Below are 17,087 nucleotides of genomic sequence, written 5' to 3' on the forward strand. Positions count from 1 at the left end.
GTGCGCTGCAGACTTCGCCTATTCTTGCGGAAGACGAGCATCGCTAGCTTGTCGGCGAGACGCAAGCCACGCCCTTCCGAAGGAACGCGATCCATGCGCCAGGACAGCTCTTCCGCCACCCGACCGGTGACCCTCTATCGCAACCCGAAATCCGGCCATTGCCACAGGGTGGAGCTGATGCTCCGCTTCCTCGGGCGGCCCTATGTGACGGTCGACCTCGACATGGCCAATGGCGCCCACAAGCAGCCGGATTTCCTGGCGCTCAGCCCGCTCGGACAGGTGCCGGCGATCGAGGACAATGGCGTCACGCTGGCGGATTCGAACGCCATCATCACCTATCTCGCCTTGCGCTACGGCGACGGCCCGGCGTGGGGCGGCCGTACGCCGGTCGAGGCGGCGGAGGTTCAGCGCTGGCTGTCCATTGCCGCCGGCGAGATCGCCTCCGGCCCCTGCGCGGCGCGATTGGTGACCCTCTTCGGCGCCAGGCTCGACCACGATTTGGCGAAAGCGCGGGCGCATGCGCTCTTCGCCGTGATGGAAAACCATCTCGACGGCCGCGACTGGCTGGCCGCCGATCGCCCGACCCTCGCCGACGTGGCGGGCTACAGCTACATCGCCCATGCGCCGGAGGGCGGCGTCAGCCTCGCGCCCTACCCCCAGATTCGCGCCTGGCTCGCCCGGATCGAGGCGCTCCCGGACTTCATCGGCATGGCCCGGTCGCCGGCGCTCGCCTGACACCGACAGGCAGGCCGCCCGTACACGATCCGCTGCAAACCCCAGGAGGAGCCCGATGGCGTTCCCCACCTTCCACGCAGGCGAACTGGAAGCGCAGCGCCGGGCCGGCGTCGGTGACGTCGCGGCCGCGGCCGCTGGCTTCATCCGCGACCGGATGCCCGAGCAGCATCGGGCCTTCTTCGCCTCGCTGCCGTTCCTTGTCATTGCGGGCGGCGACGAAACCGGCCAGCCCTGGGTGTCGATCATGGAGGGGCCGGAAGGCTTTGCCACCTCGCCGAACCCGCGCCAGTTGCGGCTGGCGGCCACCCTCGACCGGGCGGACCCGCTGGCCGCCACCCTCGCCTCCGGCAGCGAGATCGGCATGCTCGGCATCGCGCTGGCCAGTCGCCGGCGCAACCGCCTGAACGGGTTCATCCACCCCGACGGGACGGGCTATGTCGTCGAGGTCCACCAGAGCTTCGGCAATTGCCCGCAATATATCCACGCGCGGGAATGGCACCGGGTCGACGCCCGCCAGGCCCCTCCCGCCCGACACTTCGACCGGCTGCAGCCATCCCACGCGGCCTGGATCGCGGCGGCGGATACGCTCTTCATCGGCTCGGGCGTCGGGGCCGACAAACGCCGCACGGCAGGCGGCTTCGATGCCTCGCATCGCGGCGGCGAGCCGGGTTTCGTGCAGGTCGCGACGGACGGCTCCCTGCAGATCCCGGACTATCCGGGCAACAATTTCTTCAACACGATCGGCAATCTCATCCGCGATCCGCGGGTCGGGCTGCTGTTCGTGGCCTTCGAGACCGGCAGCCTTTTGCATATCGCCGGGCGGGCGCAGATCGAGTGGGATGCGGCCGGCAGCGACGATCCGCAGGCGCAGCGCATGATCCGCGTCGCGATCGATCGCGTGGTGGAGCGTCAAGGTGCCCTGTCGCTGCGCTGGCGCCGGGACGGCGTCGAGACGCTGGGAATGACGGTGATCGACAGGGTCGTCGAAAGCGATGCCATCACCTCGTTTCATCTCGCCCCGAGGGACGGCGGGCCGCGGGCGCCGTTCCAGCCGGGCATGCATCTGCCGGTCGCACTGAGGGTTCCCGGACAGGCGGGCCCGGTGCGGCGCAGCTATTCGCTGTCCGGCAGCCCAGCGGCCGATCATCACCGCATCAGCGTCAAGCGGGAGGACCGGGGGATCGCCTCGCGCTTCCTCCACGATCAGGTCGCTGTGGGCGACACGATCATGACGGGGCCGCCGGCGGGTGCCTTCCAGGCTCCGCCCGGCAACAGCCCGCTGGTGCTGGTCAGCGCCGGGGTCGGTGTGACGCCGATGCTCTCGATGCTGCATGCCGCCGTGGAACGCCGATCGGGCCGGCCGATCCGGTTCGTCCACGGCGCCCGAAACCGGCGCAGCCACGCCTTTGCTGCCGAAATCGACGCGCTGGCCGCGACGAGCGCGCCCATCGAGCGGCTTGTCTATTACAGCGCCCCGGAGGCCGCGGACGCGCCGGGCGTTCACTTCGACAAAGCGGGGCGGATCACGGCCGCGGACCTCATCGCCCTCCATGCAGGTGCGGATGCCGACTACATGCTCTGCGGTCCCGAGCGCTTTCTCGCGGACATTCATGCGGGCCTCGAAGCCGGCGGCGTCGATCCCGGCCGAATCCACTTCGAGACCTTCGGTCCCGGCGGATGAGACGCGGATCGGACAGCCGTATCCGCGCCGTTCTACCCCAGTGCGTCAATGACGCCTTGGGTCGTCGTCACTGTAGCGACGTTCTGCATGGCGTAGTTGATCGAGGCCTGGTGCCAGTCGGCATTCATGGTCGAACAGGCATCCTGCGGCACGATCATGTGGAAGCCCTTGTCTGCCCCGGTGCGGGCGGTGTGCTCGACGCTCATGTTGGTCCAGGCGCCGCAATTGATGATCGTGTCGCGGCCGCCATGGCGCAGATAGGCTTCCAGCCGCGACGTCTCCCAGGCGCTCATGCTCATCTTCTCGACCACCAGATCACCGGCCTGCGGGGCGAGACCATCGACCGGCGCTGCGCCCCAGGTGCCGCGCACCAGGGCATTCTCGCGCTTCAGACCCTTCATCAGTTCGGCATGCTGCGCGAGATAGGGCGCGCCCGGCTCGATCAGCATCCAGACATGCAGCACCATGATGCCGCGCCGGCGCGCCACCTCGGCCAGCCGCGCGGCGTTGGCGACGGCGTTCTGGGCACGGGCATGGTCGGGCGCGCCGGAAGCCGCGAAGGCGCCGCCGTCGATGATCACGTCGTTCTGCAGGTCCTGCAGGATCAGGGCGGTACGCGCCGGGTCGATCCGGGCATCGAGCCGCGGACGAAGGTTCAGCGCCGGAGCAGCCACCCGCGCGGACGACGGCGCGGGGGATGGTGTCGGGGCCGGCGTGGCACGCCGCGGCGTGGTGCGCGGATACATGAAGGGTTCATCGCGGCCACGGGTCAGGGTCTGGACCGAATAAAGCGACGAGGTCGCGCACAGGAACAGCGTCGACCAATCGTCGCCGCCCCAGTGCAGGTTCGCGACCATCTCGGGGCAGTTGATCTTGCCGATCAGTTCGCCATGGAACGAGTAGACCCAGACGCCGCCGGGGGCGGTGACGTAGATGTTGCCGTCCTTGTCCGCCTTCATCCCGTCGGGCAGGCCGGGCTTCAGCCGGTCCTGGATGCCGCCGGCGAAGAGCCGGCCATTCTCCAGCCCCTTCGCCGTCACGTCGAACAGGCGGATATTGGCCTGCTCGGTGTCGTTCACCCACATCCAGCGCTGGCAGGGCGAAAAGGTGAGGCCGTTGGGCTGGCTGAACAGATAGCGGTCCACGACCAGTTCGGGCTCGTCCCCCGGAACATGTCCTGGCGCGAGGCGATAGACGCCCTGAAAGCCGAGCTGCAGCGGGCGCGGCACGCCGAAATGCTCCCGGCGGCCATAGGTCGGGTCGGTGAACCAGATCGCGCCGTCATTGCCGACGACGATGTCGTTGGGGCTGTTCAGCTCGCGCCCCTGATAATGCGAGCAGAGGACGGTGCGGGTCCCGTCGGGCGCGATGCGCGCGACGGAAGAGGTGGAATGCTCGCAGACCAGAAGGTTCAGCTCGGCGTCGTAGGTCATCCCGTTGGCCTTGTTGGTCGGCTTCTGGATAACGGCAACGCCCTGCCCCGGCGTCCACTGGCGGCGGGTATCGGCGGGCATGTCGGAGAAGATGAGGTTGCCGTTCACCGGATGCCACAGCGGCCCCTCGGTGAAGGTGAAGCCGGTCCCCAGCAGGCGGACGGGGGCGTGTTCCTCGACGATGTCGCGGAAGAAGCCGTCCGAGATCGCTTCATGTGCCATGGCCTTGCCCCTCTCGTCGCGAATGAATGCCGCTCTCGGCACCGGCCGGTCGCGCCGGACCGGCGGCGCGGTTCATGCCCCTGCACTCCGGTGAGCCGGCAAAGTCAGACCGGGAACCAGGGACGGTTCGGCAGGGTCTCGGTCATCGGGCCGGGCACCGTCATGCCGAGCCGCCCGACCACCTTCTGGCGCTCGATCTTCGCCGGCCGGTCGTGGATGGGCAGCAGGAAGGTGTAGTTGTTCAGCAGCTTCTTGATCGCGCCCTTCTCGGCCCGCTTCGATTCGGAATGGTTGCCGGTGACGCGCGGCTCCATCCAGTTGTTGGTGTGGACGTGGTTCACGATCTGGTCGTTGAAGTCGTAGATGACGTCGCCGCAGATGCAGGCGAGGCCCTCGGCGGTCTCGACGATGACGTTCATCGAGCCTTCCGTATGGGCCCCCGCCGGCTCGCACCAGACGCCCGGGATGATCTCCTCGGCTCCGGTGATGTCGAGGTCGAGGAAGCGCATCGCCTCGGGTTCGTAGATGCGGTCGACCAGATGCTTGATGTCGGGCTTGGGATATTGCGGGAACATGATCCCCGACACCGAGAACTCCATCTCGCGCCGGTTGATGACCACGGTCGTGTTCATCGGGAACAGATCGTCCTTGCCGGCATGGTCGATATGCAGATGGGTGTGCAGCACGTAGCGGATGTCGCCGAGCTTCAGACCGTGCCGGGCGAGCTGGTTCTCGATCATGTTCTCGTGGAACTGGAGGCCGCGCATGCCGAGGCTCTCCATGATGGCGTTGTCGCGGTAGCCGGTGTCCACCACGATCGGATATTCGCCGCCGGTGATGAGAAAGCCGTAGACCGGCACCCGGCGGGTGCGGCCGCATTCGTGCCCGAGGACGAGGAAGCTCGTCTCCAGCTCGATGTCGCCATAGTCGAGGATGTGGATCTGCAAGGCCATGATGGTCTCCCCCCTTGTGTCGTCTACAGCCGGTAGATGCGGGCTGCGGTGTCGTTGAAGATCGCGGATTGCTTCTTCGCGGACAGGGACTTCGCCCCGGCGCGAAAGGCGTTGAACAGCTCGGTGTAGGAGGTCCAGAGCTTCTCGATGGGGAAGTTCGACCCGTACATGCAGCGCTCGGCGCCGAAGAGCTTTTCGGTCGCGAGGATCATCTCCTCGATGAAGGCCGGATCGTTGCGATGAATGAAGGTGCCGAAGGCGCTGAGCTTGGTGACGACGTTCGGGCAGTCGGCCAGCCGTTTCATGCCGTCGCGCCAGGCCGCGTCGCCCGCCTCCGACCGGTCCTCCTTCATGCCGGCGTGCTGCAGGATGAAGGTCACCTCGGGACAGGCCCGGGCGAGCTCGGCGGCGCCTTCCATCTGGCCCGCAAACACCTGCAGGTCGAAGCTCCAGCCATAGTCGGCGAGCCGGGCGACGTTCTTCTGCACGGTCTCGTCGCGGGCCAGATCGGGGGTCCTGGCGAAGCGGTAGAGCGGGTTCTCGTGCCAGTGGAGCTGCTGGCGGATGCCGCGCATCCGGTCGTGGCGCTTGAGCTTGTCGAGCTGGGCGGTCACGTCGCGTTCGGTGAAGTCCGCATAGCCGACGATGCCGGCGATGGTGCCGTGCTCCTCGGCGATTTCCTGCACCCAGGCGACCTCGTCGGCGGCCCAGTTCGGGGCCCAGTTGGCCTGCACATAGACCGATTTCGCAATGCCCGTGCCGGCGAGGTCGGCCTGGTATTCGCGGATCGAATAGTCGCGCATGATCGCGCGGTAGGGTCCGAAGATGCGCGGCTGTTCCGGGCCGATCAGCCAGGGCAGGTCCACCTGGCGCCAGATGTGATGATGCGCGTCGATCATTTTCGTCTCGCATATTCGAGGAAGTGATCGGCCACCCGGCCGGGCGAGGCGCCGTCGCCGAGATGATCGAGGACGGGTAGGATCATCTGCAGCCCCGCGGTGCGCGGGGCGTAGTGCGGATCGGCGGCCAGCGGCGACAGCCAGTCGACCCGCCAGGCGATGCGGGAGAGGCGGTTGACTGCGTCGACCATGGCCGCCGGCGAGCCGCGCTCGAGCCCGTCCGACACCACGGTCACCGCCGCGCCGCGCGCGAAGCCGGCGTAGCGCGGCACCGCGAGAAAGGCCTGCAGCGCTTCGCCGATCCGCGTGCCGCCATCGAAATCGGCAACGGCCGCAGCGGCGCGGGGCAGCGCCTGTTCGGCGTCGGCCGGCTTCAGGGCCGCGGTGATCCGGGTGAGGCGGGTGCCCAGCGTGAACACTTCCGCCCGGTCGGCGGCCTGCACCAGCGCATGGCCGAGGCGGATCATGCCCTCGCTCTGCGCCTTCATCGAGCCGGAGACGTCGATCAGCAGCAGAACCCGGCGCTGGCGCAACTTGCGGCGCGTCTCGTGCAGGCGCAGCACCTCGCCGTCGCGGCGGGCGGCCTCGCGCAGGGTCCGGCGCAGATCCATCCGGTCACCGTGCCGGGTTGCGCGCCGGCGATAGGACAGGCGGCGCGGCAGCGCGGCCGGCGCCTGCCGCAGGAGCCGCGCTGCGGCCGCGTCGTCGCGGCTGGCGATGCTGCGCGACGTCAGGCGCTCGGCCTCGGTCGCATCCGCCCCCGCCTCGCTCTCCTCGTCCCCGGCTTCGATGTCCTGCGTTCCGCCGGTCGGCTCGTGGGCTTCCGATTCCTCGTCCTCGGTCTCCGTCGGGGCCCGGATGACCTGATCGAGAAACACGGCGCGGAAGATCGCGTCGTATTCGGCCACGCGTTCGGGCGGCACGGAAAACAGCGCCCGCCCGGCGCGCCAGATGTCGGTCATGTCCCGCGGGCCGAGAACGCCAACCGCCGCGATGAAGTCCACGGTCTGGTCGGGCGACACCGCAAAACCGGCCTGCCGCAGGGACGGCGCGAAGCGCAGGAACGGATCGAGCGCGCGCGGGGTCATGCCGCCTCGCCCGGCAGGATCGCCGCCAGCCGGTCCCGCACGTAGGAGAGGTCGTCATGGTCCTTCAGCGCCACCCCGATCGCGCGCGCGAAGGCGTCGGGCCAGCGAGCGCCCTGCGAATTCAGAAGCGTCGCGGCCTCGGCCCATTCGACGGTTTCGGCGACACCTGGCGGCTTGGCCAGCGGCTCCTGTCGCAAGAGGCCCACCGAGGCCACCACGGCCCGGGCCGTCGCTTCGGCGACGCGCGAGGCGCGGGTCATGACGATCCGGGCTTCGAGCTCCGGCGAGGGATAGTCGATCCAGTGATAGACGCAGCGGCGCCGCAGCGCCTCGTGCAGGTCGCGGGTGCGGTTCGACGTCAACGCCACGACCGGCGGCTGCGCCGCGCGCACCGTGCCGGTCTCGGGGATCGAGATCGTGAAGTCGGAGAGGAACTCCAGGAGGAACGCCTCGAACTCGTGATCCGCCCGGTCGATCTCGTCGATCAGCAGCAGCGTGCCGGTGGGATTGCGCAGCGCCGCCAGCAGCGGCCGTTCGAGCAGGTAATCTTCGGAATAGAGATTGACGTAGTCCTGACCCGCCTGCCGGATGGCCAGCATCTGCCTTGGATAGTTCCATTCGTAGAGCGCCGAGGCCGCGTCGATGCCCTCGTAGCATTGCAGCCGGATGACGCTGCGGCCGAGGACGCCGCCGAGCGCCTTGGCGGCCTCGGTCTTGCCGACCCCCGGCGCGCCTTCCAGAAGCAGCGGCTTGCCGAGCGCCAGCGCCAGATAGGCGGCCGTCGCCAGCGCGTCGTCGGCGATGTACTGGGCGCCGTCGAGCGCCGTCTGCAGCTCCGCGGGAGACGAGATGCCGGCTATGGTCGCCCGGGTCACCATCAGGCGGCGCGTCCTTTCGAGCGGGCCGGCGGCCGGGCGCCGCCCATCTCGCGCAGGCCGCGCAGGATCTTCTCCGGCGTGATCGGCAGCGTGTCGCAGCGCAGGCCGATCGCGTCGTAGATGGCATTGGCGATGCCCGGCAGCACGGGGTTGGCGCACATTTCGCCCGGCCCCTTGCCGCCGAAGGGCGCATCCTCGGCCGGGCGTTCCAGGACGGCGATGTGGTGCGGCACGACCTGGGCCGGCCCCGGCATCAGATAGTGGTTGAAGTCCGTCGCCCCGTGCCGGCGATCGGGATAATAGGGCTCGGTGGTCTCGTAGAGCGTGTGGCTGACGCCCATCCACGCCCCGCCGATCAGCTGCTGCTCGACCAGTTTCGGATTGAGCGCCCGCCCCACCTCATAGGCGGAGTTGATCTCCTTCACCTCGACCTCGCCGGTCTCGTCGTCCACCTCCAGGTCGATGATGAGGGCCGCATGGGCGAAACAGGTCACCGGCGTCATCTCACCGGTCTCGGGGTCGGCGCTCGACGGCGGAATCAGGAAGATGCCGCGTCCTGACAGGGTGCGGCCCTGCTTGAACTGCGCGGCGATGGCCGTTTCGGCGACGGTGATCGCGCGGCCCGGCGCGCCCTTGACGTGGATGTTGCCCTTGCCGTCGGTCGTCAGGTCGCCGGCATCGACCTCCATCTCCTCGGCCGCCGCCTCCAGCATCTGCCGGCGCGCCTCGGCGCTCGCCCGGATCACCGCATTGCCGACCCGGTGCGTACCGCGCGAGGCGAAGGAGCCCATGTCGTGCGGGCCGGTGTCACTGTCGGCGGTGTCGACATAGACGTCCTCGATCGGCACGCCGAGGGTTTCGGCGGCGATCTGGCGCGACACGGATTTCATTCCCTGGCCGAGATCGATGGCGGACAGCGCCACCATGAACTTGCCGTCGGGCGTCGAATGAACCAGCGCCTGCGACGGGTCGCCGCCGAGATTCATGCCGATCGGATAATTGATGCAGGCAAAGCCCCTGCCCTTGTGAATGGTCATGTCATCGCCTCCGCGTGCCGGACAGGAAGGGCGAACTGCCGGGACGGCGCGTACCGCGGGAGAACGGCTTGTCGGGCCGATAGGGCTCGGGTTCGGTCGGTGCCGGCCGCTGGTAATGCGCATCGTGCGGCGCCCCGGTTGTCGAGGCGGGCGGCGAGCCCGGCGCCGGCTGCGTGCCGTAGGATGGTGACGCGGGCGGCGGAGCAGATCGCGCGGCCGGGGACGGCGCGGCTGGGGGCGGTGTCGGCCGGGGCGGCACGATACCGCCGCCGGTCTGGGACGCCGGCCGATAGGGCGCGGAAGGCTGTGCGGCGCCGGAGGCCGGGCCCATTGCGGCAGGCGGCGTCTCGCTACCCATCCGGTGGCCGATGCGGTCCGCCTCGATCTGCATGTCGGGGTTCTGCGGCGGCGCCGCGACGATGGTCGCGCCATGCTGGCCGGCCGGCACCCGGCCGCGGCCGTTTTTCGAAGGGGCGGTCGAGGCCGTGCGCCCGGCCCGGCGCTCGCCGATCCGGCCCTCGTCGTCGGTCACCGTCTCGGGGATCGCCACCCGCTCCGGCGTGCCGCCGCCCGTCAGCGACGATTGCGCCATCGCCTCCCCGGACAGCGGCCATTGCGCCTTGCCCGCCGCCACCTGGCAGCATTCGATCAGCGCGGTGTTCTTGGCCTTGCGCCGATGCGCCTTCATGTCGCCGTCGCGATAGGCGTTGAGGATGCGCAGCTCGATCGGGTCCATGCCGACGGCCTCGGCGACACGGTCCATCTGGCATTCGATGGCAAAATCCACCGCCGTGATGCCGAAGCCCCGCATCGCCGTCGCCGGGGTGCGATTGGTGACGCAGCAATAGACGTTGGACGCCACATTGGGGATGAAATAGGGGCCCGGCAGATGGCCGGTGCCCTTGACGATGGCGTAGGAGGACAGGCGCGTATAGGCGCCGCTGTCGAAGAAGCCGGTGAATTCGCGCGCGACGATGCGCCCGTCGGCCATCACGCCGTCCTTGAGCCGCCAGCGCTCGGCGCCGCGCGGCGCGCCGACCTGCATCTCCTCTTCCCGGTCCCAGGCAAAGCGCACCGGCCGCCCGGTCAGGATCGCGCCGAGAACGGCGGTCGGCTCGACGATGCTGTCGACCTTGCCGCCAAAGCCGCCGCCGGCCGTGCCGCCGATGAAATGCAGCCGCGAGGACGGGATGTCGAGGAGCTTGGCCGTGGTGCCGAGCGAGAAGAACAGCGCCTGCGTGTTGGTGTAGCAGACATAGCGGTCGTTCTGCTCGGGCGCCGCGATGGCCCCGCAGGTCTCGATCGGCGCCTGCTCGATCGGCGACATCTGGTACTCGGCCTCGACGATATGGTCGGCGCGGGCGAAGGCCGCGTTCACGTCGCCGAAGCGCAGCTTCTGGTGATCGTAGCGCTCGTGATAGTCGAAGCTGTTGTTGGGATAGACTTCGTTGACTACCGGCGCGCCGGGCTTCAGCGCCTCCTCGGGGTCGAGGACATGGGGCAGCACCTCGTAGTCCACCCGCACCTGCGCCACCGCCTCGCGCGCCAGGCGTTCGGTGTCGGCGATCACCCAGGCCACCGTCTCGCCCTTGTAGCGAACCTTGTCATGGGCGCAGAGGGGCTCGTCGTCCTTGCCGAAATTGATCAGCGACAGCAGCGCGTTGAGGTTGTTCGGCACATCCCTGGCGGTCGCCACCCGGCGCACGCCCGGCATCCGCTCGGCCTCGCGCGTGTCGATCGAGCGGATGCGCGCATGGTGGTGGGGCGAACGGACGGCGCGCATGTGCAACAGGCCGTCGAACAGATGGTCGTCGTAATAGGGCGTGCGCCCGGTGACATGGCCGAGAATGTCCTGCCGGATGGTCGGCTGGCCGATCTCCTTCAGCGTGTCGTCGCGTTCGTCGGCGAACAGGTCCTTGCGGAACTCGATGCTGGTCATGCCGCGCCCCTCATCCGCTGGCTCGCCCTCATGACCGCGTCGATGATGGGTTCGTAGCCGGTGCAGCGGCACAGATTGCCGGAGATCGCCTCGGCCACCTCGTCGCGGCTGGGGCTGGGCTGCCGGTCGAGCAGCGCCTTGGCGGCCATCAGCATGCCGCTGGTGCAGAAGCCGCACTGGGCAGCGAACTCTTCCATGAAGGCCGTCTGGAGCGGGTGGAGCTGCGGCCCGCCGGCCAGCCCGCCGGTCGTGTCGATGCGTCGCCCCTCGACGGTTTCGGCCAGTGTCAGGCAGGCCAGATGCGGCTGGCCGTCGATCAGCACGGTGCAGGCGCCGCAGGTGCCCTGGGCGCAGCCCTGCTTGGGCGACAGATCGCCGGCGCCGCGCCGCAGGACGTCGATCAGGTTGGCGCCTTCGTCGACAAACAGCGCGGTCTCGGCGTCGTTCAACGTGAATCGGACGGGTGTCTTGGCCATCAGCGCGCCTCCCTCAGCAACAGGCGCCGCAGATGCACCGGGGCGACCTCGCGCCGGTACCATTCGCTCGCCAGGGCGTCGTCGGCGGGGGCCAGCCCGTCGAGGCAGGCGGCGAGCGCGCCCTCGATGCCGGCCGGGTCCAGTGTGCGGTCCCGCAACGCGCGTTCCGCCGCCTTGGCGCGCAGCGGGGTCGGCCCCATGCCGCCGAAGGCGATCCGCGCGTCGGTGATGCGACTGCCGCCCTGCAGCCAGGCGGCGATGGACAGCATCGACACGCCCTTCGGCTTGACCCGGCTGATCTTGGCCCAGCGGAATTCCGAGGCCGTGGCGCGCGGCAGGATGACCGCCGTCACCAGTCCGCGCTGGCGGTCGCGGCCGGCAAGGAAGGTTTCCATCGGCTCGGTGGCACCACCGGCCATCTCGACCCGCGCATCCAGCGCCAGCAGCGCGGTGGCCAGGTCGCCATAGGGATGCGCCGCGAAGAGATTGCCACCGACCGTCGCCATGTTGCGGACGGCCGGCCCGCCGATCATCCGGGCTACCGGATGCAGGATCTCGGCGTCGCGCGCGGCGAGAAGATCGGCCATGGTCGCGCCGGCGCCGATCCTCAGGCCGGTGCCGTCGGAGCGGATCTCGCGGGGCATGGTGCGGGCCCGCACGATCCGGTCGAAGGACGGATCGGCGTAATTCACGCCGCGCATCACCAGCGTGCCGCCGGCCAGGAAGCGGGTGCGATCGCCCATCTGCCGGGCCGCCTCTTCAAGTGTCGCGCAGGTCTGAACGCTCAGCATGTCAGGCCCCCAGCTCGGTTCGGATCGCCTCGAAGCCGGCGACATAGATGCCGTCGCCGACCGCGGCCCCCAACTCGGCCTCCCGGCCCTTCGGCGTGTCGAAGCGGCTTTCCCAGTGCCAGAAGGTGGCGTCGCCATCGGTGACCGGGGACAGCCTTATGTGGGCGACGTAGTTGAGCAGCGGGATCGGCGTATCGAGCAGGCAGTAGGTCATCGACATCTCGGCATCCGACAGGGTCAGCAATTGCTCGCGCAGCTCCTCGCCGGTCTCGAGCCGGAAGCGGCGCACGGCCCCCACCTGGTCGGTCACGCGGCCGCGCTCGACCTGGCTGGTGGCGACCGCCGGGTGCCAGCGGTCGTGGCCGTTGAAATCGCGCACGATCTCCCAGACCGCCTCGACCGGCGCCTCCAGAACGGTGCTGCGAACGACGTGAACCATGAGCGCCGCCTAGCCCCCGAAATGCCGCTTGAGCGCGTCGAAACCGCCCTGGAACACGTTGCGGCCGGTGCCGGTGACGAGATCGCTCTCGTCCTTGGGATCGCAGCTGAATTCGGCCGACCATTCGGCGAAGCAGTGCCCCGTGTCGGTGACCGGCGTCAGGCGCAGCGTCGCCATGTAGTCGGACCAGGGCTGCGGGCCGTCGAGCATGACGTAGGTGACGAACAGGTCGTAATCCGACATGCCGACGAGCTGCTCCCTGATGTTGTCGCCGCTCTGCAGGTGGAAGCTGCGGATGCAGCCGATCTTGTCGGAGGGCAGGGCGTCCTCGATGCGGCTGTCGCGAATGCGCGGATGCCATTTCGGCAGCGCGTTGAAGTCGCGGATCCGCTCCCAGACGCGGGACGCCTCGGCCGGAATGACCGAGCTGACATAGACCCTTGCCATGTCAGCGGCCCTCCTTCTTGTCGGCGGCGACCTTCGGCGCCTTGGCCCGCGCCGCTTCCGACGCCGCGCGGGTCATGTCGGAGGCGTTGCGGAAGATGTCGGACTTGGCGATGTTCGCCCCGTCGATGCCGATGTCGGAGAGGAGGCTGTCGACGAAGGGCGCCTGGACGCGGTAGCGCAGGGCCGAGTTCATCACCTCGTCCGTCGGGCTTGGACCCTGCCCGCCGCCACCACCGCTGGCGCCATTGCCGCTGCCGCCGCCATTCGCCCAGTCGAGGCCCTGTGTCCCCGACCCGCCGAGCTGCATGATGCGGATGTCGTTGATCTTCTCCAGCGGCTTGACGCTGGCCGCCACGATGCCCTCCACATGCTCCAGCATCTTGCGTTTGAACAGGCTGGCGCGGGCGCCGTCGGTCAGGACGTTCTCGGCCTCGTTGATCAGCTTCTGCGCCTCGGCCTCGACCGCGGCACGGATCTTCTCGGCCTCGGCGCCGATCCGCTTGCGCTCGGCTTCCAGCTCGGCGCCGGTCACGCCGACCGTCTTGGCGCGTCGTGCCACCTCGCTTTCGGCCGTGGTCTTGACCTTCTCGCTGGCCTCGACGGCACGGGCGCGGGCGTTCTCGGCCTCGACCGCGGCGGCGCTTTCATCCAGCGACTTGCGATAGAGCGCGATGGTCTTTTCCATCGTCGCTTCCTCGACAGCCCGTTCGCGGGCGATCTCCAGCTTGCGACGCTCGGCCTGATGGCCGATGCGGGCGTCGTCGAGACCGCGCTCCGAGGCGATCTTGGCGCGTTCGACCTCTTCCTGGCTGGCGATCTCGGCCTCGCGCAGCGCCTGCATGCGGGCGATCTCGAGCTGCTCCAGCACCTTGCGGCGCTCGAGCTTGCGGGAATCGAGATCCTGCTCGGCGAGGATCTTCTCGGCATCGACCGTCTTGGCCTTGGAGACGCGGGCCGCCTCGATCGCCTCGTCGGCGGCGATCTGCGCGGCATCCATCGCCTTGTTGCGCTCGATCTCCAGCTCGCGGATGCGGCGGTCGCGGGCGATCTTCTCGGCCGTGGTCTCCGCCTCCTTCTCGATCCGCTGGCCCTCGACCAGACGGCGCGAACTGATCTCGGCGGCCTCGATGGCCTCCTGGTGCTCGATCTCGCGGGAGCGGATTTCCGTGTCGCGGTCGATGGCGGCAGCGCGGGTGCGCTTCTCCTCGGCGATCCGGGCCGTGGCGATCGCCTCCTGCGCCGTCACGCTGGCAACGTCCACGGCGCGGTTGCGAGCGATTTCGCGCTCGCGCATGTCCTGCTCGTAGGCGATGCGCTCGGCCGCGAGCTTCTTCTCCTTGGCGATGCGCTTGGCCTCGACGGCCTCCTGCTTGGCAGTGTCGGCGAAGGCCACCGCCTGTTCGCGGGCCAGATCGCGCTCCTTGGTGCGCTCCTCGCTCTCGATCCGCTCGACCGAGGTGCGGGCCTCGGTGGCGATCCGGGCCTTCTCCACCGCCTCGCGCGACGCGATCTCGGCTTCGTCGATGGCGCGGTTGCGGGCGATCTCCAGACCGCGGACCCGTTCCTCCTGTCCGATACGCTCCTTGGCCGTGGCCTCGGCGGCCTCGATCTCGGCGGCGTCGAGCAGGCGGCGGCGGGCAATCTCCAGCGCGCGGGTCTCCTGTTCGGAGGCGATCCGCTCGGCGGCAAGGGTCTTCTCGCGGGCAATCTTCGCGGCCTCGGTCGCCTGCTGCGACGCGATCTCCGCCTCTTCCAGCGCCTTCTTGCGCTCGATCTCCAGCGAGCGGGTCTCGCGGTCGGAGGCGATGCGGGCGGCGCTGACGGCGCGTTCCTGGATGATGCGCAGCTTCTCGGCCGCTTCGCGGGCGGCGATCTCGGCCTCCTCGATCGCCAGATTGCGGGCGATCTCGCGTTCCCGCGTCGCACGCTCCAGCGAGATGCGGGCCTCGCTGACCTCGTTCTCCTGAGCGATACGGGCCTTCTCGACGCTCTCCTTCGCGCTGATCTCGGCTTCGTCCACGGCGCGCTTGCGGGCGATCTCGTTGGACTGGGTGTCCTGGTCCTTCTCGATGCGGGCGCGGGTCAGCTCGCGCTCCTGGGCGATGCGCGCCTTCTCGATCGCTTCGCGCGCGGCGATCTCGGCGGCGTCGGTGTCGCGCGTCGAGGTGATGCGGGTTTCCGACAGGACGCGCTCCTGCTGGATGCGGGCCTTCTCGATGGCCTCGCGGGTCGTGATCTCCGCTTCATCGATGATGCGGGCCCGCTCGATCTCGTGCTGGCGGATCGTCTGTTCGGACGCGATGCGCGCCTCGGCGATGCTGCGCTCGTTGGAGATGCGGGCCTTCTCGATGGCCTCGCGGTTCAGGAGGGTGGCCTCCTCGCCCTCCTTCTCGCGTTCGGAGCGTTCACGGGCCAGGTCGGCGCGCTGCTGGGCGCGGCGGAACTCGATCTCGCGCTCCTGCTCCAGCCGGGCGTTCTCGCTGTCGCGCTCGATCCCCAGCGACTGCTTCTCGGCCTCCAGATTGCGGGCGCGGATCAGGAGGGAGGTTTCCTGCTCGATGTCGTTGCGCATCTTGCGCCGGCTCTCGATCGCCTCGATGACGCTCGTCAGGCCCTCGGCATCGAAGCGGTTCGAGGGATTGAAGAACTCGATCTCGGTCTGGTCGATGTCGAGGATCGCGACGCTTTCCAGTTCGAGCCCGTTCTTGTCGAGCCCCTCCTGCGCGGTGGCGATGACCCGGCGCACATAGTCGCCGCGATGCTCGTGCAGTTCCTCGATCGTCATCTCCGCCGCGACGGTGCGCAGCGCCGAGACGAACTTGCCCTCCAGAAGCTGGTGGATGCGTTCGGGCTCCAGCGTGCGGCGACCGAGCGTCGAGGCGGCCAGGGTCACGCCCTCCCTGGTCTGGGCGACGCGGACATAGAAGGACGCCTCCACGTCGATCCGCATCCGGTCCTTGGTGATCAGGGCCCGCTCACGCTCGCGCGTGACGTTGAGGTCCATCGAGTTCATGTTGACGGGAGTGATGTCGTGGACGATCGGCCAGACGAAGGCGCCGCCGTCGATGACCACCTTCTCGCCGAGGAAACCGGTCCGCACGAAGGCGATTTCCTTGGTCGACCGCCGGTAGAGCCAGTTCATCACCCAGTAGAGGATGAACACGACGATGACGGCCAGGATGAGCCACAGGATGAGTTGTCCGATGAGTTCGCCGGTCATTACTGATCCCTCCCCGCTTCGGCCTTGCGGCCGATCATCTTGAACCGTCGCGTCTGTTCGGTGAGCGCGATTTCCGTCGGCAGCCGCTCCATCGAGGAGGCGCCGTAGAAGCCGTGGCAATTGGTGGTGTTGGCGAGGACGTATTCGGCGTCCTCGGGCTGGGCGACCGGGCCGCCATGGACGAGGACCAGCACGTCCGGATTGACCTCCAGCGCGGCATGCGCCAGCCGGTCGGTCACCGCCGGCGCATCCTGCAGCGCCACCCCGGTTGCCGCGCCGATCGCGCCGCCGGTGGTCAGGCCCAGATGCACGACGATGATGTCGGCGCCGGCCGCCGCCATGGCGCGGGCGTCGTCCTCGCAGAACACGTAAGGGGTCGTCAGCATGTCCCGCGCATTGGCGAGGCGGATCATCTCGACCTCCAGCGCGTAGGACATGCCGGTCTCTTCGAGATTGGCGCGGAAGCTGCCGTCGATCAGGCCGACGGTCGGAAAGTTCTGGACGCCGGAAAAGCCCGCCGCCTTCACCTCGTCGAGGAAGCGATCCATCATCCGGAACGGGTCGGTGGCGCAGACGCCGGCCAGGACCGGCGTGCGCTTGACCACCGGCAGGACCTCGTTGCCCATCTCCATGACGATGGCATTGGCGTCGCCATAGGGCATCAGGCCGGCCAGCGAGCCGCGCCCGGCCATGCGGAACCGGCCGGAATTGTAGATGACGATGAGGTCGATGCCGCCGGCCTCCTCGCATTTGGCCGACAGCCCGGTGCCGGCACCGCCGCCGACGATGGGCTCGCCCGCGTCGCGCATGGCGCGAAATCTCGTCATCAGGGTCTGGCGGTCGTGCATG

14 protein-coding genes and 1 pseudogene are annotated in these 17,087 nt (G+C 68.9%); 2 read left to right on the plus strand and 13 right to left on the minus strand.

The genetic code is table 11. The annotated features are described in order from the left end of the window. Window positions 1–93 precede the first annotated feature (93 nt). A complete protein-coding gene (locus tag H536_RS0112955) occupies window positions 94–735 on the plus strand; it encodes a glutathione S-transferase (RefSeq protein WP_024350876.1) in 642 nt (213 codons plus the stop codon). 55 nt (window positions 736–790) lie between these two features. Next, on the plus strand, window positions 791–2,416 hold the full coding sequence (locus H536_RS0112960; protein ID WP_024350877.1) for an FAD-binding oxidoreductase: 1,626 nt from the start codon (window positions 791–793) through the stop codon (window positions 2,414–2,416). A 32-nt stretch (window positions 2,417–2,448) separates the two neighbouring features. Here H536_RS0112960 and H536_RS0112965 read toward each other — a convergent pair whose 3' ends face one another. The 13 genes and pseudogenes from H536_RS0112965 to H536_RS0113025 all read right to left on the minus strand — a co-directional run bounded on the left by H536_RS0112965 (window position 2,449) and on the right by H536_RS0113025 (window position 17,086). After that, complete coding sequence (locus H536_RS0112965) at window positions 2,449–4,071, minus strand: isochorismatase family protein (protein WP_024350878.1); 1,623 nt, start codon at window positions 4,069–4,071, stop codon at window positions 2,449–2,451. A 104-nt stretch (window positions 4,072–4,175) separates the two neighbouring features. Then, entirely contained in the window at window positions 4,176–5,024 is an 849-nt protein-coding gene (locus H536_RS0112970) for an N-acyl homoserine lactonase family protein (protein ID WP_024350879.1), read from the minus strand. A gap of 23 nt (window positions 5,025–5,047) precedes the next feature. After that, window positions 5,048–5,923, minus strand: coding sequence for an amidohydrolase family protein (locus tag H536_RS0112975; protein WP_024350880.1), 876 nt, complete (start codon window positions 5,921–5,923; stop codon window positions 5,048–5,050). After that, window positions 5,920–7,011 (minus strand): vWA domain-containing protein, encoded by a 1,092-nt coding sequence (locus tag H536_RS0112980; protein ID WP_024350881.1) that lies wholly within the window; start codon window positions 7,009–7,011, stop codon window positions 5,920–5,922. Before H536_RS0112980 ends, H536_RS0112975 begins: the two co-directional genes overlap by 4 nt. Beyond that, the gene (locus tag H536_RS0112985; protein WP_024350882.1) at window positions 7,008–7,889 is read right to left on the minus strand and encodes an AAA family ATPase; all 882 of its coding nucleotides are present in this window, start codon (window positions 7,887–7,889) and stop codon (window positions 7,008–7,010) included. Before H536_RS0112985 ends, H536_RS0112980 begins: the two co-directional genes overlap by 4 nt. Beyond that, window positions 7,889–8,926, minus strand: coding sequence for a xanthine dehydrogenase family protein molybdopterin-binding subunit (locus H536_RS0112990; protein ID WP_024350883.1), 1,038 nt, complete (start codon window positions 8,924–8,926; stop codon window positions 7,889–7,891). The genes H536_RS0112985 and H536_RS0112990 overlap by 1 nt, the downstream gene beginning before the upstream one ends. Window positions 8,927–9,320: 394 nt before the next feature. After that, a pseudogene (locus tag H536_RS0112995) lies at window positions 9,321–10,865 on the minus strand (xanthine dehydrogenase family protein molybdopterin-binding subunit); the annotation flags it as partial. Next, window positions 10,862–11,341, minus strand: coding sequence for a (2Fe-2S)-binding protein (locus H536_RS0113000; RefSeq protein ID WP_024350885.1), 480 nt, complete (start codon window positions 11,339–11,341; stop codon window positions 10,862–10,864). The pseudogene H536_RS0112995 and the gene H536_RS0113000, both read right to left, overlap by 4 nt. Then, window positions 11,341–12,132, minus strand: a complete 792-nt coding sequence (locus H536_RS0113005) for an FAD binding domain-containing protein (protein WP_024350886.1) — start codon at window positions 12,130–12,132, stop codon at window positions 11,341–11,343. Before H536_RS0113005 ends, H536_RS0113000 begins: the two co-directional genes overlap by 1 nt. Before the next feature lies 1 nt (window position 12,133). Then, on the minus strand, window positions 12,134–12,571 hold the full coding sequence (locus tag H536_RS0113010; RefSeq protein ID WP_024350887.1) for an SRPBCC family protein: 438 nt from the start codon (window positions 12,569–12,571) through the stop codon (window positions 12,134–12,136). 9 nt (window positions 12,572–12,580) lie between these two features. Continuing rightward, window positions 12,581–13,018, minus strand: coding sequence for an SRPBCC family protein (locus tag H536_RS0113015; RefSeq protein ID WP_024350888.1), 438 nt, complete (start codon window positions 13,016–13,018; stop codon window positions 12,581–12,583). A 1-nt stretch (window position 13,019) separates the two neighbouring features. Then, window positions 13,020–16,238, minus strand: coding sequence for a flotillin family protein (locus H536_RS23295; RefSeq protein ID WP_024350889.1), 3,219 nt, complete (start codon window positions 16,236–16,238; stop codon window positions 13,020–13,022). Then, window positions 16,238–17,086, minus strand: coding sequence for a phosphoenolpyruvate hydrolase family protein (locus H536_RS0113025; RefSeq protein ID WP_029703199.1), 849 nt, complete (start codon window positions 17,084–17,086; stop codon window positions 16,238–16,240). The genes H536_RS23295 and H536_RS0113025 overlap by 1 nt, the downstream gene beginning before the upstream one ends. Window position 17,087 lies beyond the last annotated feature (1 nt).

Source organism: Aurantimonas coralicida DSM 14790, from assembly GCF_000421645.1.
GTDB classification, from domain to species: domain Bacteria; phylum Pseudomonadota; class Alphaproteobacteria; order Rhizobiales; family Rhizobiaceae; genus Aurantimonas; species Aurantimonas coralicida.